The 22,044-nt window shown below is 60.7% G+C and carries 25 protein-coding genes and 4 tRNA genes; 16 read left to right on the forward strand and 13 right to left on the reverse strand.

The features are described 5' to 3' along the window. Nucleotides 1-17 precede the first annotated feature (17 nt). The 4 genes from ACLBKR_RS07570 to recJ all read left to right on the forward strand — a co-directional run bounded on the left by ACLBKR_RS07570 (nucleotide 18) and on the right by recJ (nucleotide 4,177). Nucleotides 18-1,337, forward strand: a complete 1,320-nt coding sequence (locus tag ACLBKR_RS07570) for a homoserine dehydrogenase (protein WP_414901274.1) — start codon at nucleotides 18-20, stop codon at nucleotides 1,335-1,337. A gap of 192 nt (nucleotides 1,338-1,529) precedes the next feature. After that, nucleotides 1,530-1,748: a hypothetical protein gene (locus tag ACLBKR_RS07575; RefSeq protein WP_162759210.1), complete on the forward strand. Its 219-nt coding sequence runs from the start codon at nucleotides 1,530-1,532 to the stop codon at nucleotides 1,746-1,748. A 251-nt stretch (nucleotides 1,749-1,999) separates the two neighbouring features. Next, nucleotides 2,000-2,209, forward strand: a complete 210-nt coding sequence (locus tag ACLBKR_RS07580; protein ID WP_112830177.1) for a hypothetical protein — start codon at nucleotides 2,000-2,002, stop codon at nucleotides 2,207-2,209. A gap of 165 nt (nucleotides 2,210-2,374) precedes the next feature. Continuing rightward, complete coding sequence (recJ, locus tag ACLBKR_RS07585; protein WP_112830176.1) at nucleotides 2,375-4,177, forward strand: single-stranded-DNA-specific exonuclease RecJ; 1,803 nt, start codon at nucleotides 2,375-2,377, stop codon at nucleotides 4,175-4,177. Nucleotides 4,178-4,236: 59 nt separating this feature from the next. On the opposite strand, the gene ACLBKR_RS07590 is transcribed toward recJ, so the two are convergent. The 4 genes from ACLBKR_RS07590 to gloA form a co-directional block, all read right to left on the reverse strand. After that, nucleotides 4,237-4,311 (reverse strand) — tRNA-Glu (locus ACLBKR_RS07590). Nucleotides 4,312-4,521: 210 nt separating this feature from the next. Beyond that, nucleotides 4,522-4,596, reverse strand: a tRNA-Glu gene (locus ACLBKR_RS07595). Between the two features lie 185 nt (nucleotides 4,597-4,781). Continuing rightward, nucleotides 4,782-5,591 carry a hypothetical protein gene (locus ACLBKR_RS07600; RefSeq protein WP_162761958.1) on the reverse strand — a complete coding sequence of 270 codons (810 nt, stop codon included), beginning with the start codon at nucleotides 5,589-5,591 and terminating at the stop codon, nucleotides 4,782-4,784. 147 nt (nucleotides 5,592-5,738) lie between these two features. After that, complete coding sequence (gene gloA / locus ACLBKR_RS07605; protein WP_113448409.1) at nucleotides 5,739-6,179, reverse strand: lactoylglutathione lyase; 441 nt, start codon at nucleotides 6,177-6,179, stop codon at nucleotides 5,739-5,741. 185 nt (nucleotides 6,180-6,364) lie between these two features. Between gloA and ACLBKR_RS07610 the strand changes: the two genes are divergently transcribed. From ACLBKR_RS07610 to ACLBKR_RS07630, 5 genes are all read left to right on the forward strand, one after another. Continuing rightward, a complete protein-coding gene (locus tag ACLBKR_RS07610) occupies nucleotides 6,365-6,943 on the forward strand; it encodes a cold-shock protein (RefSeq protein WP_112830173.1) in 579 nt (192 codons plus the stop codon). Next, on the forward strand, nucleotides 6,933-7,418 hold the full coding sequence (locus tag ACLBKR_RS07615) for a DUF192 domain-containing protein (protein WP_113487676.1): 486 nt from the start codon (nucleotides 6,933-6,935) through the stop codon (nucleotides 7,416-7,418). The genes ACLBKR_RS07610 and ACLBKR_RS07615 overlap by 11 nt, the downstream gene beginning before the upstream one ends. A 108-nt stretch (nucleotides 7,419-7,526) precedes the next feature. Then, nucleotides 7,527-7,603: transfer RNA gene (locus tag ACLBKR_RS07620), tRNA-Pro, on the forward strand. Between the two features lie 94 nt (nucleotides 7,604-7,697). Beyond that, nucleotides 7,698-8,003 carry an ETC complex I subunit gene (locus ACLBKR_RS07625; RefSeq protein ID WP_162759213.1) on the forward strand — a complete coding sequence of 102 codons (306 nt, stop codon included), beginning with the start codon at nucleotides 7,698-7,700 and terminating at the stop codon, nucleotides 8,001-8,003. A gap of 60 nt (nucleotides 8,004-8,063) precedes the next feature. After that, nucleotides 8,064-8,140 (forward strand) — tRNA-Arg (locus tag ACLBKR_RS07630). 4 nt (nucleotides 8,141-8,144) lie between these two features. Here ACLBKR_RS07630 and ACLBKR_RS07635 read toward each other — a convergent pair. Next, complete coding sequence (locus ACLBKR_RS07635) at nucleotides 8,145-8,708, reverse strand: transglutaminase-like cysteine peptidase (RefSeq protein WP_113487679.1); 564 nt, start codon at nucleotides 8,706-8,708, stop codon at nucleotides 8,145-8,147. A gap of 703 nt (nucleotides 8,709-9,411) precedes the next feature. On the opposite strand from ACLBKR_RS07635, the gene ACLBKR_RS07640 reads away from it, so the two are divergent. Further along, nucleotides 9,412-10,167 carry a nuclease gene (locus tag ACLBKR_RS07640; protein ID WP_113487681.1) on the forward strand — a complete coding sequence of 252 codons (756 nt, stop codon included), beginning with the start codon at nucleotides 9,412-9,414 and terminating at the stop codon, nucleotides 10,165-10,167. A gap of 167 nt (nucleotides 10,168-10,334) precedes the next feature. On the opposite strand, the gene ACLBKR_RS07645 is transcribed toward ACLBKR_RS07640, so the two are convergent. The 4 genes from ACLBKR_RS07645 to ACLBKR_RS07660 all read right to left on the reverse strand — a co-directional run bounded on the left by ACLBKR_RS07645 (nucleotide 10,335) and on the right by ACLBKR_RS07660 (nucleotide 14,599). Then, complete coding sequence (locus ACLBKR_RS07645; protein WP_112830168.1) at nucleotides 10,335-11,108, reverse strand: amino acid ABC transporter ATP-binding protein; 774 nt, start codon at nucleotides 11,106-11,108, stop codon at nucleotides 10,335-10,337. Nucleotides 11,109-11,123: 15 nt separating this feature from the next. Then, complete coding sequence (locus tag ACLBKR_RS07650) at nucleotides 11,124-12,281, reverse strand: amino acid ABC transporter permease (protein ID WP_112830167.1); 1,158 nt, start codon at nucleotides 12,279-12,281, stop codon at nucleotides 11,124-11,126. A gap of 1 nt (nucleotide 12,282) precedes the next feature. After that, nucleotides 12,283-13,476 carry an amino acid ABC transporter permease gene (locus tag ACLBKR_RS07655; protein ID WP_112830166.1) on the reverse strand — a complete coding sequence of 398 codons (1,194 nt, stop codon included), beginning with the start codon at nucleotides 13,474-13,476 and terminating at the stop codon, nucleotides 12,283-12,285. A 94-nt stretch (nucleotides 13,477-13,570) separates the two neighbouring features. Continuing rightward, nucleotides 13,571-14,599 (reverse strand): amino acid ABC transporter substrate-binding protein, encoded by a 1,029-nt coding sequence (locus ACLBKR_RS07660; RefSeq protein WP_112830165.1) that lies wholly within the window; start codon nucleotides 14,597-14,599, stop codon nucleotides 13,571-13,573. A 136-nt stretch (nucleotides 14,600-14,735) separates the two neighbouring features. On the opposite strand from ACLBKR_RS07660, the gene ACLBKR_RS07665 reads away from it, so the two are divergent. Together ACLBKR_RS07665 and ACLBKR_RS07670 are read left to right on the forward strand one after the other, a co-directional pair. Continuing rightward, nucleotides 14,736-14,894 (forward strand): hypothetical protein, encoded by a 159-nt coding sequence (locus ACLBKR_RS07665; RefSeq protein ID WP_162761959.1) that lies wholly within the window; start codon nucleotides 14,736-14,738, stop codon nucleotides 14,892-14,894. 66 nt (nucleotides 14,895-14,960) lie between these two features. Then, entirely contained in the window at nucleotides 14,961-16,151 is a 1,191-nt protein-coding gene (locus ACLBKR_RS07670; protein ID WP_113490170.1) for a cystathionine beta-lyase, read from the forward strand. A gap of 2 nt (nucleotides 16,152-16,153) precedes the next feature. Here ACLBKR_RS07670 and ACLBKR_RS07675 read toward each other — a convergent pair whose 3' ends face one another. After that, the gene (locus tag ACLBKR_RS07675) at nucleotides 16,154-17,320 is read right to left on the reverse strand and encodes an FAD-dependent monooxygenase (protein WP_113488190.1); all 1,167 of its coding nucleotides are present in this window, start codon (nucleotides 17,318-17,320) and stop codon (nucleotides 16,154-16,156) included. 24 nt (nucleotides 17,321-17,344) lie between these two features. Then, nucleotides 17,345-17,590 (reverse strand): zinc-finger domain-containing protein, encoded by a 246-nt coding sequence (locus tag ACLBKR_RS07680; protein ID WP_113488189.1) that lies wholly within the window; start codon nucleotides 17,588-17,590, stop codon nucleotides 17,345-17,347. Between the two features lie 168 nt (nucleotides 17,591-17,758). Here ACLBKR_RS07680 and ACLBKR_RS07685 point away from each other — a divergent pair, with 168 nt between their 5' ends. Continuing rightward, entirely contained in the window at nucleotides 17,759-18,541 is a 783-nt protein-coding gene (locus tag ACLBKR_RS07685) for an alpha/beta hydrolase (RefSeq protein ID WP_113448415.1), read from the forward strand. Nucleotides 18,542-18,544: 3 nt separating this feature from the next. On the opposite strand, the gene ACLBKR_RS07690 is transcribed toward ACLBKR_RS07685, so the two are convergent. Then, nucleotides 18,545-19,333 (reverse strand): peptidoglycan-binding protein, encoded by a 789-nt coding sequence (locus ACLBKR_RS07690; RefSeq protein ID WP_414901284.1) that lies wholly within the window; start codon nucleotides 19,331-19,333, stop codon nucleotides 18,545-18,547. A 93-nt stretch (nucleotides 19,334-19,426) separates the two neighbouring features. Beyond that, entirely contained in the window at nucleotides 19,427-20,230 is an 804-nt protein-coding gene (locus ACLBKR_RS07695; protein WP_113448417.1) for an enoyl-CoA hydratase-related protein, read from the reverse strand. Nucleotides 20,231-20,304: 74 nt separating this feature from the next. On the opposite strand from ACLBKR_RS07695, the gene cysE reads away from it, so the two are divergent. The 3 genes from cysE to ACLBKR_RS07710 all read left to right on the forward strand — a co-directional run bounded on the left by cysE (nucleotide 20,305) and on the right by ACLBKR_RS07710 (nucleotide 22,011). Beyond that, complete coding sequence (cysE, locus tag ACLBKR_RS07700) at nucleotides 20,305-21,129, forward strand: serine O-acetyltransferase (protein ID WP_112830159.1); 825 nt, start codon at nucleotides 20,305-20,307, stop codon at nucleotides 21,127-21,129. Nucleotides 21,130-21,255: 126 nt separating this feature from the next. Beyond that, nucleotides 21,256-21,459, forward strand: a complete 204-nt coding sequence (locus ACLBKR_RS07705) for a DUF3126 family protein (RefSeq protein ID WP_112830158.1) — start codon at nucleotides 21,256-21,258, stop codon at nucleotides 21,457-21,459. A 198-nt stretch (nucleotides 21,460-21,657) separates the two neighbouring features. Continuing rightward, the gene (locus ACLBKR_RS07710) at nucleotides 21,658-22,011 is read left to right on the forward strand and encodes a phasin family protein (protein WP_112830157.1); all 354 of its coding nucleotides are present in this window, start codon (nucleotides 21,658-21,660) and stop codon (nucleotides 22,009-22,011) included. Nucleotides 22,012-22,044 lie beyond the last annotated feature (33 nt).

Consider the following 22,044-nt stretch of genomic DNA (forward strand, 5'->3'; position numbering starts at 1 on the left):
AATGTCAGGAAAGAACCATGGCTGATGCCCTGAAAATCGGCATTGCGGGTCTGGGTACCGTCGGTGCCTCGCTCGTCCGGATCATCCAGCAGCGCAGCAACGCGCTTGCGGTTGCCTGCGGTCGCGCGATCACGATCACGGCGGTTTCCGCCCGCAACCGCAACAAGGATCGCGGCGTCGATCTTTCCGGCATTGCCTGGTTCGATGACCCCGTTGATCTCGCCGAGAACGCCGATATCGACGTTTTCATCGAACTGGTCGGTGGCGCCGACGGCGCGGCGGATCAGTCGGTGCGCGCAGCCCTTGCCCGTGGCGTGCATGTGGTGACGGCAAACAAGGCGCTCCTCGCCCGCCATGGGGTGGAGTTCGCGCGCCTCGCGGAAGAAAAAGGCCTGCTTATCAACTATGAAGCTGCGGTCGCCGGTGGCATTCCCGTCATCAAGGCCATGCGGGAAAGCCTGACCGGCAATAACTTCTCGCGCGTCTACGGCATCATGAACGGCACCTGCAACTACATCCTGACGCGGATGGAAAAGGAGGGGTTGTCCTTCGAGGACTGCCTGAAGGAAGCGCAGCGTCTGGGTTATGCGGAAGCCGATCCGACCTTCGACATCGAGGGCAACGACACCGCCCACAAGCTCGCCATTCTGACCACGCTCGCTTTCGGTTCCGAGATCGCAGCCGACGATATCTATCTGGAAGGTATCAGCAACATCTCGATCGAGGATATCAATGCGGCGGCCGAACTCGGCTATCGCATCAAGTTGCTCGGTGTCGCACAGCGTACCGAAAGCGGCATCGAGCAGCGGGTGCACCCGACAATGGTGCCGCTGGATTCGGTGATCGCCCAGGTCGACGGCGTGACCAATGCCGTGGCGCTGGAATCCGACATCCTTGGCGAACTGTTGATGGTTGGCCCCGGTGCCGGCGGCAATGCGACGGCCTCCGCCGTTCTCGGCGATATCACCGATATCGCCAAGAGCCGGCCGGGCGCCCAGCAGGTTCCGGTGCTTGGTCGTCCCGCGGCGCTGCTTGAACCCTATCGTCAGGCGAAGATGAAGAGCCACGAAGGCGGCTATTTCATCCGGCTTTCGGTGGTGGATCGCGCCGGCGTCTTCGCGAGCATCGCCACCAAGATGGCGGAGAACGGTATCTCGCTGGAATCGATCGTGCAGCGGTCTCAGCATACGACCGCCGATGCACCAGTGACGATCGTGCTCGTAACCCATGCGACGATGGAGAATGCGGTGCGCAAGGCTGTTTCGGCCATCAAGCATGAAGGCTATCTGATCGGTGAGCCGCAGGTGATCCGTATCGAGCGGCCGAAGAGCGCCTGAGCGAACAACGGATTTTCCCCTGTGAGCGGCTGGAACGTTGCCCGTTGCGCCTGGCGCAACGCGAGAAAACGATCATGCCCATAAGTATGAATATTTACATATCATATATAGTGAATATGATCGTGGCATCGGATGGAATAATGCTATAAGTACCATCCATTGGTTGAGCTGGTTCTCGGGGGGAGGGCCCATATGTCATACGCAGGAATGCCGCCGCATACGCCGGCGATGTCTCGGAAGAACACCAAGCTTCAGGAAAAAAAACCGAATGAAGCTTTGATCGAGGATTGGCCGGACGATCCGCCTTCGGAAACGGATGATTTCGAGGGTAGCCGCAACTGGGCGATGATCCTTATCTTTCTCGCCTTGTCGGTCCTTCCGGTAATCGGTCTCGCGCTCCTGCTGTTTTGAGGGGGAGGGCGAATCGGCATAAGGGCCCTTTCGGGAACCTTGGCGCTCGATGATGAAGAATTTCATGCTGCAACGCGATATAGGCGTTCGGTTTTTCTTCGAATTTCGCTGCAATGCAGTAATATTTTTGTCTTTTTGCAGTATAATTTGAATTTTCACGTGGATATGACCTGAACCCTCTCGCATATTCCTTCGAAGCAGCGTAGCTTTTATTCACACCGATGATTTAGGGGTCTTGGGAGGAGCCTTGAATGATCCGCATGAAAAAATCGGCACATTTGTCGCCGGTCAGGGGATACGATTCTGGCTGGCAGAGCGTTCAGATCGCGCCTTGGAGCGTCGGCGAAGTGAGACGCCTTCAGGACGATGACTTCGAGGGCATGCGCAACTGGGCGATGATTATTCTCTTCGTATCGTTGATGATGATCCCGTTTGCTTCTGTTGCCTGGCTTCTTTCCTGACAAACATCGCTGCGGGATTTTCCGCCTTTCGGGCCTGGGTTTATTCGCCTGGGCCCTGTCGTCTGCGTGGAAGAAGTGCGTGGCGTTGGTATTCTGCCAGCGGAAGGGCTGTTCATTTGCCTTGGGACCTGTAGAAGAAGGACAGGTATATTGGGCATTTGAGGCATGGAAGAACCGGTAGATCCCGTCCCGCGCGCATTTTTGGGTGTAGAGCAGTCCGTTTCGGGTCAGCGCTGGGTTTCCCGCCTCGATCAGGCCGGGCAGAACAGGGCGCTTGCAATCAGCCAGCTTCACGGCCTTCCGGATCTTGTCTCCCGCGTGCTCGCCGGTCGGGGCGTGTCGGTCGAAGATGCCCCGGCCTTCCTTGATCCGACGATTCGCACGCTGATGCCCGACCCTCTGCGGCTCACCGACTGCGGCAGGGCGGCTGAACGCTTGGTGAAGGCGATCCGTGACGGCGAAAGGGTTGCCATCTTCGGCGACTACGATGTTGACGGCGCATCGTCGTCAGCCTTGCTCCATCGCTTCCTCCACCATTTCGGCATCGAGGCGGAAATCTATATTCCAGACCGCATCTTTGAGGGATACGGACCCAATCCGACCGCGATCGGCCAGTTGATCGACAGGGGCGCGCAGCTCATCGTCACCGTCGATTGCGGCTCGACCAGCGTTGAGGCGCTGGCTGCCGCGGCAGATCGTGCCATGGACGTCGTGGTGATCGATCATCACCAGATGGGCCACGAGATGCCGCCCTGTCTCGCGCTGGTCAACCCGAATCGGGAGGACGATCTTTCCGGGCAGGGGCATCTCTGCGCCGCCGGTGTGGTTTTCCTCGTCCTCGTGGCGACGCTGCGCATCCTGCGCGAAGCGGGTCACCCGAAGGCGCGTTCGATCGATCTGCTCGGATGGCTCGATCTGGTGGCGCTCGCCACCGTTTGCGACGTCGTCCCGCTCAAGGGTCTGAACCGCGCCTATGTCGTGAAGGGGCTGATTGCCGCGCGACACCAGAACAATGCCGGTCTTGCCGCGCTGCTGCGCGTGGCGGGGATTGGCGGGCCCGTGACGCCTTACCACTTCGGTTTCCTGGTCGGGCCGAGAATCAATGCCGGCGGCCGGATAGGCGATGCCGCACTGGGAAGCCGCCTCCTCACTCTGGATGATGCTGCGCAGGCCGACCAGATCGCCGAGAGGCTCGACGAACTCAATCGCGAGCGTCAGGCGATGGAGCAGGTGATGCTGGCGGAAGCCGAAGCGGAGGTACTTGCCGAATACGGAACTGGCGAATCGGCCTCCGTGATCGTTACCGCGAGGGATAACTGGCATCCGGGCATTGTCGGGCTTCTTGCAGCCCGACTCAAGGAGAAGTTCAGGCGGCCTGCCTTTGCCATCGCCTTCGACCCCTCGGGCAGGGGCACCGGCTCCGGTCGGTCGATCAACGGTTTCGACATGGGACGAATGGTGCGTGCCGCCGTCGATGCCGGCCTGTTGCTCAAGGGCGGAGGCCACGCCATGGCCGCGGGACTGACCGTCGAGCGAGCGAATCTCGGGCGGCTGCGGACATTCTTCGAGGAAGCCTCGGCCGCGCAGGTCGCTTCGCTCTCCGCCAATCGCGCCCTGAAGATTGACGGGGCCCTCGGCGCCTCGGCTGCCACGGTTGCACTCATCGACCAGCTCGAATCGGCCGGTCCCTATGGTTCCGGCCATCCGCAGCCGGTATTCGCCATTCCCGCCCACAGGCTGAAGGACGCAAGGCCCGTCGGCACGACGCATGTGAAGATCACGATTGAAGCGCAGGACGGCTCCCGTCTGGACGGGATAGCCTTTCGCGCCGCAGAAACACCGCTCGGTGATTTCCTGCTCAATGGCCGGGGCGCGCAGATCCATGTCGCGGGGTCACTCAGTGCGGATCACTGGCAGGGCACAAGGCGCGTGCAGATGCGTATCCTCGATGCCGCGAAGGCACCCTAGCGAAAACGGCTTTCGCCAGCCGCTACACGATAACGCAATAATCTCGGGGAAAGAAGAAGTGGCACGCCCTAGGGGAGTCGAACCCCTCTTCCCAGAATGAAAATCTGGTGTCCTAACCGATAGACGAAGGGCGCGTGCGCTTCGTGGCGCCCTTATAGTCAGGGCTTGAAAAACCCGCAAGCGGAATCTTGCTGTTTTTCCATTCTAATTTCGAAAAAATACCGATGCCGTGAACAACCGTCGAAACGGCGGCGGATGTCCGTTCCCCTGCCAAGAGACGGGCGTTCCGGTGCTCTCTCTGACCAGGATTTATCGGAAATTCGACGGGAAAAAAGAAACAGGAGTGGCACGCCCTAGGGGAGTCGAACCCCTCTTCCCAGAATGAAAATCTGGTGTCCTAACCGATAGACGAAGGGCGCGTGCGCTCCGTGGAGGCCCTTATAGTCAGGAGGATTTATTCCCGCAAGCGGCAAATTTCGATTTTTTGCAAAAAAATGACAGTCGCGGAACGCCTGTGGAAAATGAAGGGATAAATGAATAAAACCAGCATGTTGGCGAATATGCTGGCTTCCTGCGGTCGGCATTGGCCGGGAAAATGGCCGGATCAGCGGTTCTCTGTCGAGGTCTCGGCGGCTGCCTTGTCCTTCTTGCCGCCGGAGAGAAGTTCGGACAGCGAAGGCAGCCACCTGCGCTTTTTCTGCGGAGTTTCCGCGGTCGCCACGTCTTGGCCGTTCGCTTCGACGGGCTTGGCAGACGGCGAGCTTTCGGTTTCCTCCTCGGCGAGCGAAACCGGCTCGGCCGCATCGTACTTCGCCGGAGCCATCGGCTCCTGATAATCCGGCATGACGGCGGTTTCACGCATAGGCTCGACCGGCTCCGGCAGGTCGGCGCTGAACAGGCTCTTGCTCATCGGGCTGACGGCCCGGGAGGGCAGATCGGCGGGAACGATGCTGGACGAGGCGTTACTGTTCGGGGAAAGCGACGCCATCTCCCCTCCGGTCGCCGGATTTTCCCCCGTCGGCAATTCCGGCATGGCTGCTTCGGGCGGTGGCGAAAAAATGCTGTTTCGGCCGGCCGATACGGTGGTTGGCTGCATGGTCAGCTCGCCGAGATCGGCCGGTGCCGCGACCTGCTGGGCGGGCTCGGCAGATGATGGCTCCTTTGCACGCGAAACGGCGGGGGACTTTTTGCCGTCGGGAACGCTGACGACGAGCGGATCGGTATAGGCGGAAGCGGCGGCGGGCAGGGCGCCCTTGTTTTTCTTGGGAACGGCGGGGGGCGCCTCCGGCGTGGCGTCGCCGATTTCCATGCTTTCGACCAGCTGGCTGGTCTGGCATCCGGCGAGCGCCATCAGGCTAGCGCCGATGAGGAGAGAGCGGAGAGCAGGGTTTGCCCTTGCGAAGCGAAAAGCCATGCGCAGATACCTCTTGATCGGCTGCGCGGCGTCAAATGCGGTGTCCCGCTGTTAGCCCCGCCGCGTTCCGAGCGTGGCGCGCCGGATGTGGCGAACCATTCGAAACGCGACCCTAGGGCCATGAACTTGCGCGAGGCGGGTGCGATCTTACCAGGCACCGGTATTGGGCATGGAAAGCCAGGGTTCCATAGGAGGCAGGTTCTCACCCTTTTGCAGGATCTCGATGGAAATACCGTCGGGCGAGCGCACGAAAGCCATATGGCCGTCGCGCGGAGGCCGGTTGATCGTCACGCCTTTGTCCATCAGCTTCTGGCAGATCGCGTAGATGTCATCGACCTCATAGGCGAGATGACCGAAATTGCGTCCTCCGGTATAATCCTCGGTGTCCCAGTTATAGGTCAGCTCAAGGCAGGGCGCCATATGGCTCCGCACGGCATCCAGATCGTCGCGGGCGGCGAGGAAGACGAGCGTAAACCGGCCTTTCTCGTTTTCCATGCGACGGACCTCAACGAGTCCGAAAACGTTACAGTAGAAATCGAGGGCTGCGTCCAGATCTTTGACGCGAACCATGGTGTGAAGATAACGCATGAAGCTTCTCCTGATGACTGTACGGGATATGGATCAGGCGACAGTTTCGAGCAAGCCTCATAGCCCAAAAAGCATCTGGGAATATCTGAATCTAGGACTTGCGTTGATCCATTGTGGGAATGTTAATCTGAACGTCAAGAATCGGTTAACTTTACGATGTGACGCGTTTTCGAGGGGCTAGGGAGATGGCGGACAGGATTTCACCGAAAGGGCTCGCGGATTTCGAAGAGCTGTCCGGCGAAGCCGTTGACCTGATCGAGATCACTGGCGTCGTCAAATGGTTCGATGTCGCGAAGGGATTCGGGTTCATCGTGCCGGACAACGGCATGCAGGATGTCCTGCTGCACGTGACCTGCCTGCGTCGCGACGGTTATCAGACGATCCTGGAAGGCACCCGCATCGTCGCGCTGATCCAGAAGCGCGACCGCGGCTACCAGGCGTTTCGCATCCTCTCCATGGATCAGTCGACGGCGGTTCATCCCTCGCAGCTGCCGCCCGTGCGGACCCACGTTCAGGTAACGCCGACGAGCGGGCTCGAGCGCGTGCTGGTCAAGTGGTTCAACCGGACCAAGGGCTTTGGCTTCCTGACGCGCGGAGAGGGGACCGAGGACATTTTCGTGCACATGGAGACGCTGCGTCGTTTCGGCCTGACCGAGTTGCGGCCGGGACAGACCGTGCTCGTGCGTTATGGCAATGGTGACAAGGGATTGATGGCGGCTGAAATCCACCCCGACAATCCGGCGCCGGCTGCCCGTGCGCACTGAGGTCCGCGTGGCGATCGTCGAACTGGCAAAGAGCGCCTTTCTGGCGCTTTTTCTGTTTCTGGCGCTTGTGCGGCCGGGTACCGCCGACGACGTCCGTTTTGACAGGGGCCTGTTGCGGATCGAAACGCCTGAAGGCAAGACCCACGAGTTCAAGGTCGAACTGGCCCTCAGCCCGGAGCAGCGGGAGCATGGCCTGATGTATCGCGAGACGCTGGGCGACGACGAAGGCATGATCTTCGACTTCGGCCTGGAGCGGGACGTCATGATGTGGATGAAAAATACGCCGCTTTCGCTGGACATGCTGTTTATCGATGCCGCCGGAACGGTCCGCCGGGTGGCCGGCCGGGCCGTTCCCTATTCCGAATCAATCATTTCGTCCGGTGGACCGGTGCGATACGTGCTGGAAATTCGGGGCGGCCGCGCCGCCGAACTGGGGATCGCCGCCGGAGCGCATGTCACCATTGCGGTCCCGTGAGCCGTCGCGCGACGCCTCTCGCCGGTGGCCTGGGGCATGATGCGAATACCGGTTTTTTACTGTTGCGGGTCAATGGTGAACCGTGTATTCCGGCTGTGATTGCTGGAACGGAGTGTAGCGCAGTCTGGTAGCGCATCTGGTTTGGGACCAGAGGGTCGGGAGTTCGAATCTCTCCACTCCGACCATTCAGAATTGGCCGCGGCTTTCCGGTTTGCGGCTGGTGCGACGATCAAACGACAGGGAGGGCTTCCTCCCGTCACTCTGGAGTTGGATGCGACCATGTCTGCGAAGATCTACCGCCCGGCAAAGACGGCAATGCAGTCCGGCAAGGCGAAGGCCCATGTCTGGATCCTCGAGTTCGACCAGGCCAGCCCGCGCAAGATCGACCCCATCATGGGTTACACCAGCTCCGCCGACACGCGGCAGCAGGTGAAGCTCGTTTTCGATACGCTGGAGCAGGCGGAAGCTTATGCCAGGCGCGAGGGTATCGAATATCGCGTGCTTCAGCCGAAAGAACCGAAGCGCCAGTCCGTCTCCTATTCCGACAATTTCCGTTTCAACCGCCTGCAGCCCTGGACCCACTGACCGACCGCAGGCGACTGGGTGACATCGTCGTATCCCGCCCGCGACGACGGCGGACGGTTCGGCCCCTTAGCTCAGCTGGATAGAGCACCTGCCTTCTAAGCAGGTTGTCGTTGGTTCGAGTCCAACAGGGGTCGCCAAACTTCAAAGCGCATACCACCATTTCGGATTATCGGCCGATTCGATCTTCATCCAGACGAGATCGACCTCGTCGGCCCGTTTGACAGCATCGCTTCTATTGTCGAGAACGAGATCGCCGTTTCGGGTTCTGACGATGACGACTGCATGGCCCCGGCCATCGGGTGTAAGGCCGACGGCAAGACGGATCGCGCGGGCGGGCAGGCCGTGTTCAATGAGCTTTCTGCGTTTGGTCACCGCATAGTCCTCACAATCGCCCGCCCAGGGCGAAAGGGTCCAGAGGTCTTGTCCGGGCCTGTCCCGGCGCGGGACGATCGCATGATTGACGCTTCTGTTGATCGCGGCAATGTCCGCTGCAATGTCGTCTCTCACCTCGCCGGCGCCATGCTTCATGGCACATTCGCTCGGTGCCGCCAGGCAGAATCGCACAAAGGCGAAGGGAGCGAGCACGGGGGCCTTTTCCTCGAGGAATGCGGGACGGTCGAGGCCACTGCCCTGCACAGCGCCGCCGGGCAATGCCGGCAGGATTGCCGTGGCCAGGACGAGGACGCAAATGGACGCGGCACGCATGGCATGCCTCCCGAACTGGTCGAATCATCGGCGCGCAGCAAAAGGCCGCAGAACGGTGCTTCCTGCTTCGGCAGAATCATCTGGTGAAAACGGCGCGAAAGGACGCGAGTCGGCTGCGGACAGCATGTCCGGTCAGCGACTAAGCGGTCGTCTTTTCGATTTTGAGGTTTTTGCCTGGTCGTCTTTCCGGCTGAAGCCTATCCCTGGTAAGGAAAGGTTCTTTCTGCCGTAAGCGACATCGCGAAAGTTACGCGACATCGGATTGTATCAGGCCACAGTTTTGTTTTTATTTGCATTTTGGCTCCTCCCCACCGCATGCGGTGAAAGAGAATTTGTGCATCTATTTTAGGCATTGTGAAGCCGCCCGATAGGGCTATCGAATGTGATAGCCCGTTCGATTGTTTAGCCGGCAAAATTGGTGGCCAATGTATTCAACGGGTTAGGGCGGACTTGAACCCAATGCGCCCATTCCACGCGTGTCCGGCGTAAGCCGGGCGGAATCCAGTGGACGGCGGGACCGGGGAGAAAAGCTGTTCAGCAAGTATTTACCAATGCCGCGCACATCCTGAGACATGGTGCGCAAAAGCGTTGAGCGGTTTGCGGCCATGGCATGCGAAGGAACAGGGATCTAAAGCATAGGCCGCGCATCCGCCGGATCGCGACATGCTCCAGCAAGCGAAAGCGCCGCAGACGAGAGGCTTCCATGGCAGGCACGACCCAGACCAAACGCGCCCCGCGAAAACGCAGGAAAGCCGCAGGCAGGCAGAGTTCGGGAAGCCTCTGGCCCTGGCTCGCAGCCCTGCTTATCGTGGCGGGCGGCATCGCCGCCTATGATAATCGTGGGAAATTGCCGCCATCGGTGCTTGCCTATCTGTCCGGCAAGGAAAGGGCGCGTTCCTCCGTATCTCAGACCGAAGCCTCAGCAAAGCCGGTACGCAAGGAGGCCCTGCCGGCGATGCGCGCCGCGCCTCCTGCGGAAAGGCCGAGACAGGAGGCGAAGCGCACCGACGGTCCGATCCCGCCGACCCCGGTTGGCGGCGCGACGGTCAGTCCGGTTTCGGCCAAACCCGCGGCTGCCGACATACCCCGGACGGAGACCGTTCTGCTCGGCAAGGGATTTTCGGGGAAGTTCTATTTCTGCGGAACGTCCGGCCTCGATAACTGCGTCGCCAGCGGCGACACCTTCTGGTACCGCAAGACCCGGATCGCGCTCGCCGATATCGTGGCGCCCGAAACGGAAAAGGCCCGGTGCCAACAGGAGCGAGAAAAGGGCTTTGCCGCCAAGGTGCGGCTGCGCGACCTGCTGAATGGCGGTGATCTCGAGTTCTCCACGCTCAAGGGACAGGATGTCGCCGAAACGCGGATCGTCGCCCGCAACGGTCGCTCGCTGGGATCGATTCTTGTGTCGGAGGGACTGGCGCGTCCGCGCATGGGCAAGCAGGAAACCTGGTGCCCGTAGGCCGCTCACCTGTCGAACGGCGAGCATGACATGCCAAAGCCCGCAGGTGCGGACCTGCGGGCTTTATCTTGCGAGCTGGACGTACCCATATGCAGCGGCCCTGCTTCCGGCTGGGTTCTTGTTGCACGCCTGCGGAGGTAAAACCGCAGCGTATCTTGCGCGTCGGCTTAATGCAGGATCTGGCTGAGGAAGAGCCTGGTGCGTTCGTGCTGCGGATTGTCGAAGAACTCCGCCGGTGAATTCTGCTCGACGATCTGGCCCTGGTCCATGAAGATCACGCGGTTGGCGACCTGACGGGCAAAACCCATTTCGTGCGTCACGCACAGCATGGTCATGCCTTCCTCGGCAAGCCCGACCATGGTGTCGAGCACTTCCTTGACCATTTCCGGGTCGAGCGCCGATGTCGGCTCGTCGAACAGCATGATCTTCGGCTTCATGCACAGCGCACGGGCGATCGCCACGCGCTGCTGCTGGCCGCCGGAAAGCTGGCCGGGATACTTGTGGGCCTGTTCCGGGATCTTGACCCGCTTGAGGAAATGCATCGCGACTTCCTCGGCCTCCTTCTTCGGCATCCTGCGCACCCAGATCGGCGCGAGCGTGCAATTTTCCAGAATGGTGAGATGCGGGAAGAGGTTGAAGTGCTGGAACACCATGCCGACCTCGCGGCGCACCTCGTCGATCTTCTTGAGGTCGTTAGTCAGTTCGGTGCCGTCAACGATGATGTGGCCGCTCTGGTGCTCTTCGAGGCGGTTGATGCAGCGGATCATCGTCGACTTACCCGAGCCCGAGGGACCGGCAATGACGATGCGCTCGCCCTTCATCACTTTGAGATTGATGTCGCGCAGTACGTGAAAATCGCCGTACCACTTGTTCATGTTGATGATCTCGACCATCACATCGGTGTCGGAGACGGTCATCTTGGCGGGTTGCGTGTTAGCCATGTGTGTTTCCCTGAATTATCGTTTGTGGCCGGTGTCGAGGTGGCGCTCCATGAAGGCGGAGTAGCGCGACATGCCGAAGCAGAAGAGCCAGAAAATGAAACCGGCGAAGATCAGGCCGGTGAGCGGCGTCACCGGTGTCAGCCAGCTTGCATCGCCGAAGCTTGCCTTCACGATGCCGAGCAGGTCGTACATGTTGATGATCGACACCAGCGACGTGTCCTTGAACATGCCGATGAAGGTATTGACGATGCCCGGAATGACGAGCTTCATCGCCTGAGGCATGATGATGAAGGTCATCTTCTGGCCATAGCTGAGACCGAGCGAATCGGCGCCCTCATACTGACCCTTCGGTATCGCCTGCAGACCGCCGCGGATCACTTCCGCCATGTAGGCGGAGGCGAAGATGGATACGCCCACCAGCGCGCGCAGGAACTTGTCGATATTGTTGCCGGGCGCGAGGAACAGCGGCAGCAGCACGGAGGCCATGAACAGCACGGTAATCAACGGCACGCCGCGCACCAGTTCGATAAAACCGATGCAGGCCGCCTTCACGATCGGCATTTTCGACCGGCGTCCGAGTGCCAGAAGGATGCCGACGGGCAATGAGACGACGATGCCGACGAAAGACAGGATCAGCGTCACCATCAAGCCGCCCCACTGGGTCGTCTCGACATGGGAGAGGCCGAAATAGCCGCCGAGCAGCAGGACATAGGCAAGGATCGGCAGAGCCACCAGAAGCAGGATCGCGTTCAGTCCCTTGCGGGGAAAGGACGGGATCAGCATCGTGGTCAGCAGTCCGACGAACAGGATGGCGATCAGGATCGGTCGCCACAGCTGGTCGCGCGGATAGGACCCCACCATGAACTGGGTGAACCAGTCGCCGACATAGGCCCAGCAGGCGCCGCTCCAGCCATCGGGCTGTGTGCCGCCCTGGGCGATTGTAGCGCAGGCCGCGCGGCCTTCACCGGTCCAGACCGCCGAGAGGAACAGCCAGTCCACGCTCGAGGCGAGGAACCAAACGATCACGACGCCGAACAGGACGCTCATCAGGCTGTCGAGCGGCGTGGCGAAGAGATTCTTGTGCAGCCAGCCGCCGACCGAACTGTCGCTGGTCGGGGCGGGAAGGGCTGGCAGGAAGTCCTGCCGTACATAGGAAACGGAGTTCTTGTCCATCTCAGCGCTCCACCAGGGCCATTTTGGCGTTGAACCAGTTCATGAACAGGGAAGTCGCCAGGCTTATCGACACATAGATCGCCATCCAGATCGCGATGATCTCGATCGAGTGGCCGGACTGGTTGAGGATCGTGCCGCCGACCGCCACGAGATCGGCATAACCGATGGCGACCGCCAGCGAGGAATTCTTGGTCAGGTTGAGATATTGCGAGGTGAGCGGCGGAATGATGATGCGCAGCGCCTGCGGCAGGACGACGAGACGTGTCGTAAGGCGCGGGCGAATACCGAGAGCGGAGGCCGCCTCGTTCTGACCCTTCGATACGCCCTTGATCCCTGCGCGCACGATCTCGGCGATAAAGGCCGCCGTATAGAAGGAAAGCGCCAGATAGAGCGACAGGAATTCCGGCCCGATCACGGTGCCGCCGCGCATGTTGAATTTTCCGAGCTCCGGAATGTCGAAGGTCACGGGAAAGCCGAGGACGGCAAAGACGACAAGCGGCAGGCCGACGATCAGCGCTATGTTGACCAGCAGGACCGGCGGGCGTCGGCCGGTCAGCAACTGCTGCTTGTTCGCCCATCTCGTGTAAGCGATGGCCGCAACGATACCGACAGCCAGGGCCGCGAGTATCATCCAGCCGCCTTCACCGAACATCGGTGCAGGCATGTAGATGCCGCGATTGCTGACGAAGATCGAGAGCGGCAGTTCAAGAGAGGCGCGGACGTCCGGAAGCAGCGACAGCACGCCCTTGTACCAGAAAAAGATAACCAGAAGGGGCGGGATGTTGCGGAAAACTTCCACATAGACGGTCGTCAGGCGGGCAATCAGCCAGTTGTGCGACAGACGACCGATGCCGACGAGCAGGCCGATGATCGTGGCGGTAACGATACCGCAGCCGGCGACGATCAAAGTGTTGATGAAACCGACGAGCAATGCCCGGGCGTAAGATTCATCGCTCGAGTAGCTGATCGGGGTCTGCGCGATGTCGAAGCCCGCACGACCGTTGAGGAACTCGAAACCGGCCGTCATGTTGGCCTTTTCGAGGTTCGCTATTGCGTTCGAACCGGCAAACCAGAAAAGCCAGACGATCGCCAGCACCGTCAGCGCCTGATATACGAACTGCCGAACGGTCGGGTTGTAAATGAAGGATTGTACCGGGCGGCCAGCGCCGTCTCCGTTCGTGGCGACCACTGCCATGCGTTATCCCCTGTTGCGACCGTCTTCGGCCGTCTTCTCATTCGTTGTCGGTGGGAAGGCACCGGGAAGGCGCCTTCCCAAGTCTGCTTGGCGCTTAGCGGATCGGCGGGGCGTACTGCAGGCCGCCCTTGGTCCACAGGGAGTTCAGGCCGCGCTGGATCTTCAGGTTCGAGCCTTCGCCGACGTTGCGATCGAAGCTTTCGCCATAGTTGCCCACCTGCTTCACGATGTTGTAGGCCCACTTTTCGTCAACGCCGAGGTCCTTGCCGATGGTCTGGTCCTTTTCGACGCCGAGGAAGCGCTTGATGTCCGGGTTGGCGGAGCTGGTCATCTCGTCGACGTTTGCCGAGGTGATGCCGAATTCCTCAGCCGCCACCATGGCGTAATGGGCCCAGGTCACGATATCCAGCCATTTCGAATCGTTCTGGCGGACGGCCGGACCGAGCGGCTCCTTGGAGATGATTTCCGGCAGGATGACGTGATCGGCCGGGTTCGACAGCGACAGGCGGATCGAATAGAGGCCCGACTGGTCGGTCGTATAGACGTCGCAACGGCCGGACTGATAGGCGGCGTCGACTTCTTCCTGCTTCTCGAACACGACCGGCTTGTATTCGAGGTTGTTGGATTTGAAGTAGTCGGCGAGGTTGAGCTCGGTGGTGGTGCCGGCCTGAACGCAGACCGCGGCGCCGGAAAGCTCGAGAGCGGACTTCACGTTCAGGCTCTTCGGAACCATGAAGCCCTGGCCGTCATAATAGTTCACCGCGCGGAAGTCGAAGCCGAGCTGCGAATCGCGGCTGATGGTCCAGGTGGTGTTGCGGGCAAGCATGTCGACTTCGCCGGACTGCAGCGCCGGGAAGCGGTCTTTCGCAGAAAGGGGCGTGTACTTGACCTTGGTGGCGTCGCCGAAGACGGCGGCTGCAACCGCGCGGCACAGGTCGACGTCGAGGCCGGTCCAGTTGCCCGAGGAGTCCTGCGCGCCGAAGCCGGCAAGATTCGAGCCGTTAACACCGCACTGGACGAAGCCTTTGGCCTTCACGTCGTCCAGAGTGCCGGCGTTCGCCGCCGCTGCGCCGAAACCGAAAACCGTGGCGCCGAGAACGGCGGACAGAATCGTCTTGTTCATTTTTCCCAACCCTTATCTTGTTGTCTTTTGACTCACAGCGAGTTGCGTACGGGTGCACAGTTATGCTCGCCGGTCCGCGAGCCTCCCGGAGCGGACGACTTATCACAGTCGTAAATGGGTGTGTGGTCAAGTCTTGATGATTGAAATCAGACATAAAAGCGGCAATTTGCTAAAACCGGTTGAAAATGAGGCAGATTTCGGTGCGCTGAAGCAGGCTCTTGAACAAAAAAACATCGGCCGCAAACGCTTTGGATTGCACTCTGTGCATATCGTGCGCCAAGCGCATCCCCCTTGACCGGCCAAATGCGGGCGGTCACAAATGACGGTCGAAAGACCCTCCTCAGCAAAGGTACCATCTCCCATGAAGAACCGGAAAGAAACGCTGGCCAAGGCCGGTACGGACACGAAGCTTTGCCATATCGGCAATGATCCGTCGGAGTTCTTCGGGTTCGTCAATCCGCCCGTGGTGCGCGCCTCGACGGTGTTGTTTCCCGACACCCGGACCATGGAAACGCGAGCGCAGAAATACACCTACGGTACCCGCGGCACCCCGACGACCGATGCCCTGTGCATGGCGATCGACGAACTCGAGGGTTCGGCCGGCACGATCCTCGTCCCGTCGGGTCTGGCTGCGATCACTGTTCCGTTTCTGGCTTTCCTGTCTGCCGGCGACCATGCCCTGATCGTCGATTCGGTCTATTCGCCCTGCCGCCACTTCTGCGACACCATGCTGGCACGCCTCGGCGTAAGCGTGGAATATTACGACCCTGCCATCGGGGCCGGCATCGAGGCCCTGATCAGACCCAACACCAGGCTCGTGCATACCGAGGCGCCGGGTTCGAACACCTTCGAAATGCAGGATATTCGCGCCATTGCCGATGTTGCCCACAAGCACGGTTGCGTGGTGACGATGGACAACACCTGGGCCACTCCCCTTTATTTTCGCCCGCTCGATTTCGGAGTCGACATCTCGATCCATGCGGCGACGAAATATCCTTCCGGCCACTCTGACGTGCTGTTTGGCACGGTCTCGGCCAACGAGGCCCATTGGCGTGCGCTTGACGATGCGAGGATTACCCTCGGCGTCTGTGTATCGCCGGATGATTCCTATCAGATCCTGCGGGGGCTGAGGACCATGGGCTTGCGTCTCGAGGCGCATCAGAAGAGCGCCCTTGCCGTGGCGCAGTGGCTGGAGGGCAGGGCGGATGTCGCCACCGTTCTGCATCCGGCCTTGCCGAGCTTTCCCGGGCACGAGATCTGGAAGCGCGACTTCAAGGGCGCAAGCGGCATATTTTCCTTCGTCCTGGCGGTCGACGATCCGGCCCAGTTCAAACCCAAGGCGCGCGCCTTCCTGGACAGCCTCGATATTTTCGGTCTCGGCTATTCATGGGGCGGTTACGAGAGCCTTGCCGTCATGGTCAATCTCGACGACCGCAAGATCTGCAAGGCGCCGAAGGAGGGGCCCGTCATCCGCCTCCAGATCGGCCTGGAAAATGTCGAGGACATTATCGCGGATCTTGAGAAGGGCTTCGCCGCCGCAGCGGCGATCTGAGTTCAGCCTTTTGCCCGGTAGCCGTAGAGCCAGTCCATATCCGCGGCGAGGCTCTGCGGCGGGCGCAGCGACAGGACGATGTCGCGCGCGATGCGAACCGGACCTCGGGCGTGATAGGCGAATTTGTTGAACGCACCGCGATCCCTCACTCGGCCGGCGCGAGCCTTGCGATGGGTCTCGAAGGCGGCGAGGGCGTCCGGCAGGGCAGAATGACCCGAGACGTGACCGGCGAGCTCGAACCCGTCCTCAATGGCCATCACCGCACCCTGGGCAGAAAACGGCATCATCGCATGGGCGGCATCCCCGATCAGCACGGTATCGCGACCATTCTGCCAGCGCCCGGCCGATGCTTCGTAGAGGGGCCAGAAGGTCGCCTGCTTCACACCCGCGAGAAGCGTAAGGATCGAAGAATTCCAGCCGGAAAACTGTGCCAGCAGCATGCCGCGCTGCACGTCGCTTCCCTGGGCCGCCCAGGTCTCGCCAGGGTTCATTCCGGCCGCGATGGCGACCAGATTGAAGCCGTCGATCTCTTTGAGTGGATAGCAGACCAGATGCGTCTTCGGGCCGAGGAAGGCGGTAACGCAACGCTCCCCGAGGAAGGCCGGCGCGCCGGCGGCTTCGATCGTCAGGCGCCAGGCGATATTGCCCGAAAAGCTTATTGTCGGGCCGCCTTCGATCAGTTTGCGCGCCGGCGACCATGCCCCGTCGGCGCCGACCACCAGATCCGGCCTTGTCCCGGTGATCGCCTCGACCGCCGAAGCCGTCGGGTGTTCAATGCGCTGGCCGAGTTGGAGCCTGCACAGGGAATTGCGGATGACCGCAGTCAACAGCGCCTGTTGCAGCGTCGAGCGGTGAAGGACGCCATAGGGCGCTCCCCAGCGCTCGCGGGCGAAGCGGCCGACTGGAACGGTGGCGAGCGGCTTGAGTGTCGCGCCCGACGCGAGCCGAATCTCGTCCGGCTCGATCCAGTGACGTTCTAGATCCGCCAATACGCCGAGTTCGGCGAGAATGCGGGTGGCGTTGGGCGAAAGCTGGAGGCCGGCGCCCACCTCACCGAGTTGCGGGGCCTGTTCCAGGATATCGACATGGATGCCATGCCGTGCGAGCGAAAGCGCAGCAGTCAAGCCCGCCACGCCTGCTCCGATGATGGCGGCGGTCTTGATGGTCATGCAACTGGCCGATCAGGACGCCGCTCAGGCCGCCTTCACGTGATAGACGCAGCCCGGCGGGTTGGTCTGTTCCGTCTTGAGGGACGGGTTGTACTTGTAGAGCGTCGAGCAGTAGGAGCAGACTTTTTCGTCGTCATGCCCCATGTCGATGAAGATATGCGGATGGTCGAAGGGGGCCGATGCGCCCGTGCACATGAATTCCTTCACGCCGATCTCGATCACTGCGTGACCGCCGTCGTTCTGGAAATGGGGAATGCTGTGCCCGGCCATGTTTTTCTCCGCTATGCCATTCGAAAGTGCCCGGACATTATCTTCCTTCCTCAAAAAAGGGTAGAGCCAAACACGATGCGGAGTCACAGAAAAACACACAGAAAGGGGTTTGAGGACGCCGCCGCCTTCAATATTGTCTCCCCACGATACAGCCGACAGGAATGACCGATGAATCTCGATGCGCCTCCCTTCTCTTCCTTCATGCATGACGGTTTCCAACTGGCCTATTTCGACGAGGGAGATCCGACAGGCGAACCGGTGTTGCTGATTCACGGCTTCGCCTCCACGGCAAACGTCAATTGGGTCTATCCGGGATGGCTGAGGACCCTGGGCGAGGCCGGCTACCGCGTCATCGCCATCGACAATCGCGGCCATGGCGCAAGCGACCGGCCGCATGAGCCGGACGCCTACTACCCCTCGCTGATGGCGGGGGACGCAGCGGCTCTGCTGACCCATCTCGGTATAGAGCAGGCCCATGTCATGGGATATTCCATGGGCGCGCGCATTTCCGCCTTTCTGGCAATGGAGCATGCCGACCGCGTCCGCTCCCTCGTGTTCGGTGGGTTGGGGATCGGCCTTTGCGACGGTGTCGGCGACTGGGACCCGATCGCCGATGCTCTTTTGGCTCCATCGCTCGATGATGTGACCCATGAGCGTGGCCGCATGTTCCGCCAGTTCGCCGAACAGACCCATTCGGATCGTTTCGCGCTTGCCGCCTGCATCAGTACTTCACGGGAGTTGGTGAGCCGCGCCGATATTGCAAAGGTCGATGTCCCGGTCCTGATTGCCGTCGGGACGAAGGACGATATCGCAGGCTCGCCGCACGAACTGGCTGCCCTGATGCCCCATGCGCAGGCGATCGACATTCCGAACCGCGATCACATGCTCGCCGTCGGCGACCGGGTCTTCAAGAAGGCCGTGCTCGATTTCTATCGCGGGCTGAAGGCGTAGACCCTATTGCGGTGACGCCTCGCGCAGTGCCGCCATCGTCTTCGGTCCCGCGATACCGTCGGTGGCGAGACCCTGGCGAATCTGGAATTCGATGACGGCGGCGCGGGTCGCCGGACCGAAGATGCCGTCCTCCTCGACGTCCAGACCGTAGAGACGGTTCAGTCGCTCCTGCACCCATTCGACGTCCGGACCGCGGTCGCCGAGCGCCAGCCTGTTCGCCTCCGCAGGCAATTCCGCCTTCTCGCCGAGGAGGCCGCCCTCATGCCACTCGAGCAACTGTTGACGGCAGATCTCGAAGTGCATGGCATCCTCGGTGCTGAATGCGGCACCCCAGAAGAAGCCATGGGCGTTCATGATGGGATGAATGGCGATCAGGCCCTTCTGCGCCTTGCCGTCGCCGCGTGAATCCAGCCTGCCTTCCAGCGTAAGGTCGATCGCACATCCCCAGGAATGGTTGCTGATCGAGGCCCGGCTGCCGCGCACATAGCGGCAGCAGAGCATGCCTGCATTGCCGAGCGCGGCATGGATGGCCGGTTGCTTCTGCCTGATATCCGCGAAGGCAAGCTTCAGACGTTCGACCACGGGCTTCAGGCCGGTCACGGAAAAGGGGCCGACATCCGCCGTGACGATGAGCCGGTTTATCCTGGGATTGGTGACCGGACGACAGGTCTGGTCATAATTGCCCCGCGGGCTTCCCAGCACGCGCAGCATGACACTGTTGGTCAGGGGTTGGAGATCACCATTCAGTTTCTGGCGGTCTTTCAGGATCTCGGTTTCACTTATCCAACTCATTGTCATCCCCCGGTTGATGAGGGGATGATATGAGCTCCATCTTAAATTGCAACAAACTGAAATGCAACCTATTAATGCAGACGGGTGTGCCGTTCAACGGCCGGAAAAGACCGGACGGCGCTTTTCGGCGAAGGCCGCCCGTCCCTCGGCATAGTCGGCACTGTCGAAGGTTGCCGCTCCGATGACCTCCGCTTCGCGCAGCAGGTCGTCATCATTGGTTGCGACGGCGCGCAGAGCGAGCTTGGACGCCTGCACGGAAAGCGGCGCATTGGCCGCGATGATTTCGGCGAGCGACAGCGCGGCTGCGTCGAGCGCCGCCGGTGCGGTGATCTCCATAAGGAAGCCTGCCTCGCAAAGCTCGGAGGCCCCGACCGCAAGGCCGGTGAACAGCATTTTCCGCGCAAGCTGAGGACCGAGCGCATGGAAAAAATCCTGCACGGCGTCCGCCGGATAGGCAAGCCCGAGCCGGGCGGCAGGCACAGCAAAAGCGGCATCATCGGCGGCGATACGCAGGTCCGCCGCGGCCGCCAGCCCGAAACCTCCGCCGTAACAGATGCCGCGGATCGCGGCGATCACCGGAATACGGGCATTACGGATCGCAGAGAAGGCGGCGCTGTTGTCGCTCTCGTAAACCCGCGCCGTTGCCGTATCCTTGCGCACTGTCGGGAATTCGGAAATGTCGGCGCCGGCGCTGAAATCCTTCGTGCCGCCACCGGTCAGCATCACCACGCGCGCGCCTGCGTCGGAAACGAGCCAGTGCATCGCATCCGGAATGGCGCGCCACATGGCCGCGTTGATTGCGTTTTTCCGCTCCGGATTGTCGATCGTCAGGATGCCCACGCCGTTCTGGCAGGTGGCGAGGATCTTGCCGGCGGCGAATTGGCTGGTGTGTTTCATTTCTCGGAGCCCATTTATGTTGAATCGAGGATGGACTATATAATGATGTTAGAAATGAAACGAGGAGACCGGCGATGGCCGCAAAGAGCGAATTCCTCAAGCGAGAGCATATCATGTCGATGGACCCGATCTGGGATAGTCTCCAGGGGGAGGCGCGCTCGGCCGCCGAGCACGACCCTCTGCTTGCGACTTTTCTCTATTCGACCATCCTCAATCATCGCTCGCTCGAGGACTGCGTCATCTACCGGATCTGCGAACGCCTCGACCATCCGGATATGCAGGCGATCCTGCTGCGCCAGGCCTTCGATGAGATGCTGCGCGACTGGCCGGAATGGGGCCAGATCGTGCGCGTCGACATTCAGGCTGTCTACGACCGCGACCCGGCCTGCACGCGCTTCATGGAGCCGGTCCTTTATTTCAAGGGCTTCCATGCCATCCAGACCCATCGTCTGGCCCATTGGCTGTGGAACCGAGGCCGGCGCGATTTCGCGCTCTATCTGCAGAGCCGTTCCTCCAGCGTCTTCCAGACCGATATCAATCCGGCCGCTCGCATCGGCAAGGGCATCTTCCTCGATCATGCGACCGGTCTTGTCGTCGGCGAAACGGCGCGTATCGGCGATAATGTATCGATCCTGCACGGCGTGACGCTCGGCGGCACCGGCAAGGAAGGCGCCGACCGTCATCCGAAGATCGGTGACGGCGTGATGATCGGAGCCGGAGCCAAGGTGCTCGGCAATATCGAGGTCGGCTGCTGCTCGCGCGTCGCTGCCGGCTCGGTCGTTCTGAAGCCTGTGCCGAAGGGGTCGACGGTCGCCGGCGTTCCGGCCCGCGTGGTCGGGGAGGCGGGTTGCGCGGAGCCGGCCCGTTCCATGGACCAGATGCTCGCTGCAGACGACTGATTCATATCGGGCGCCACCGGCCTGCGAGGGATCGCCGGCCGGTGGCGTTCATGCCGTTTGCGTCTTTACATCTGCTGACGGCACATGCGACAAGCGGGCCAAATTGAATCGACATGGAGAATTTCAGTGAAGCCCGAAGAAATCAAGAAACTCGACGCCTATTTCAAGCGGATGTTCGGTCCGAGCATCTCGGTCAAGGCGCGTCCGCGCAAGAACGATTCCGCCGAAGTCTATGCCGGCGAGGAGTTTCTGGGCGTGGTGTTCAAGGACGAGGAAGACGGCGATCTTTCCTATAATTTTTCGATGGCCATTCTCGACGTCGATCTCTAATCCGAGAGTTGCATAGAGACTGATATATGTTTTCCTTTTCAAGGAATGAGAGGTCGGCCGTGTTGCGGTCGGCTTTTTTGTTTTGGTCGCAATTGCAACCATAAGAGGATATTGCGGCGCACAAGACTACTTGACCAAATTTGTGCATCTGCTATCGTCCGCTGCATTCAAAAAGGGCACGAGCAGGAGGAATTGCGCATGTTCAACTTCGATGAGGCCAATAAGAAGGGCAAGGAAGCCATGGATACCATGCTGAAAAATTATGCAGAAATCAGCAAGGGCTTTCAGGCGATCGCGACGGAAGCGTCCGAGTTCTCCAAGAAGTCCTTCCAGGACACGGCGGCCTTCATGGAATCGCTCGCTGGCGTAAAGAGCATCGAGAACGCGTTCGAGTTGCAGTCGAATTTCATGAAGTCCTCCTACGAGTCCTTCGTGGCCGAGGCAACCAAGATGAGCGAAATGTATGCCGATCTCGCCAAGACGGTCTACAAACCCTACGAATCGACCATCTCCAAGGCAACGTCTTCGACGCCGTACTCGGCTGCGGCCTGATCGCTGTCGAACAGTCCAGTTCCGGATTTTCGG

It is taken from the genome of Paenirhizobium cremeum (assembly GCF_047553425.1).
Classification (GTDB): domain Bacteria; phylum Pseudomonadota; class Alphaproteobacteria; order Rhizobiales; family Rhizobiaceae; genus Allorhizobium; species Allorhizobium cremeum.

Bases quoted from the DNA above. Each gene is read 5' to 3' on its own strand.
- ACLBKR_RS07570 (WP_414901274.1), top strand. From the start codon at position 18: ATGGCTGATGCCCTGAAAATCGGCATTGCGGGTCTGGGTACCGTCGGT.
- ACLBKR_RS07575 (WP_162759210.1), top strand. From the start codon at position 1,530: ATGTCATACGCAGGAATGCCGCCGCATACGCCGGCGATGTCTCGGAAG.
- ACLBKR_RS07580 (WP_112830177.1), top strand. From the start codon at position 2,000: ATGATCCGCATGAAAAAATCGGCACATTTGTCGCCGGTCAGGGGATAC.
- recJ (WP_112830176.1), top strand. From the start codon at position 2,375: ATGGAAGAACCGGTAGATCCCGTCCCGCGCGCATTTTTGGGTGTAGAG.
- ACLBKR_RS07600 (WP_162761958.1), bottom strand. From the start codon at position 5,591: ATGGCTTTTCGCTTCGCAAGGGCAAACCCTGCTCTCCGCTCTCTCCTC.
- gloA (WP_113448409.1), bottom strand. From the start codon at position 6,179: ATGCGTTATCTTCACACCATGGTTCGCGTCAAAGATCTGGACGCAGCC.
- ACLBKR_RS07610 (WP_112830173.1), top strand. From the start codon at position 6,365: ATGGCGGACAGGATTTCACCGAAAGGGCTCGCGGATTTCGAAGAGCTG.
- ACLBKR_RS07625 (WP_162759213.1), top strand. From the start codon at position 7,698: ATGTCTGCGAAGATCTACCGCCCGGCAAAGACGGCAATGCAGTCCGGC.
- ACLBKR_RS07635 (WP_113487679.1), bottom strand. From the start codon at position 8,708: ATGCGTGCCGCGTCCATTTGCGTCCTCGTCCTGGCCACGGCAATCCTG.
- ACLBKR_RS07640 (WP_113487681.1), top strand. From the start codon at position 9,412: ATGGCAGGCACGACCCAGACCAAACGCGCCCCGCGAAAACGCAGGAAA.
- ACLBKR_RS07645 (WP_112830168.1), bottom strand. From the start codon at position 11,108: ATGGCTAACACGCAACCCGCCAAGATGACCGTCTCCGACACCGATGTG.
- ACLBKR_RS07650 (WP_112830167.1), bottom strand. From the start codon at position 12,281: ATGGACAAGAACTCCGTTTCCTATGTACGGCAGGACTTCCTGCCAGCC.
- ACLBKR_RS07655 (WP_112830166.1), bottom strand. From the start codon at position 13,476: ATGGCAGTGGTCGCCACGAACGGAGACGGCGCTGGCCGCCCGGTACAA.
- ACLBKR_RS07660 (WP_112830165.1), bottom strand. From the start codon at position 14,599: ATGAACAAGACGATTCTGTCCGCCGTTCTCGGCGCCACGGTTTTCGGT.
- ACLBKR_RS07665 (WP_162761959.1), top strand. From the start codon at position 14,736: ATGATTGAAATCAGACATAAAAGCGGCAATTTGCTAAAACCGGTTGAA.
- ACLBKR_RS07670 (WP_113490170.1), top strand. From the start codon at position 14,961: ATGAAGAACCGGAAAGAAACGCTGGCCAAGGCCGGTACGGACACGAAG.
- ACLBKR_RS07675 (WP_113488190.1), bottom strand. From the start codon at position 17,320: ATGACCATCAAGACCGCCGCCATCATCGGAGCAGGCGTGGCGGGCTTG.
- ACLBKR_RS07680 (WP_113488189.1), bottom strand. From the start codon at position 17,590: ATGGCCGGGCACAGCATTCCCCATTTCCAGAACGACGGCGGTCACGCA.
- ACLBKR_RS07685 (WP_113448415.1), top strand. From the start codon at position 17,759: ATGAATCTCGATGCGCCTCCCTTCTCTTCCTTCATGCATGACGGTTTC.
- ACLBKR_RS07690 (WP_414901284.1), bottom strand. From the start codon at position 19,333: ATGAGTTGGATAAGTGAAACCGAGATCCTGAAAGACCGCCAGAAACTG.
- ACLBKR_RS07695 (WP_113448417.1), bottom strand. From the start codon at position 20,230: ATGAAACACACCAGCCAATTCGCCGCCGGCAAGATCCTCGCCACCTGC.
- cysE (WP_112830159.1), top strand. From the start codon at position 20,305: ATGGCCGCAAAGAGCGAATTCCTCAAGCGAGAGCATATCATGTCGATG.
- ACLBKR_RS07710 (WP_112830157.1), top strand. From the start codon at position 21,658: ATGTTCAACTTCGATGAGGCCAATAAGAAGGGCAAGGAAGCCATGGAT.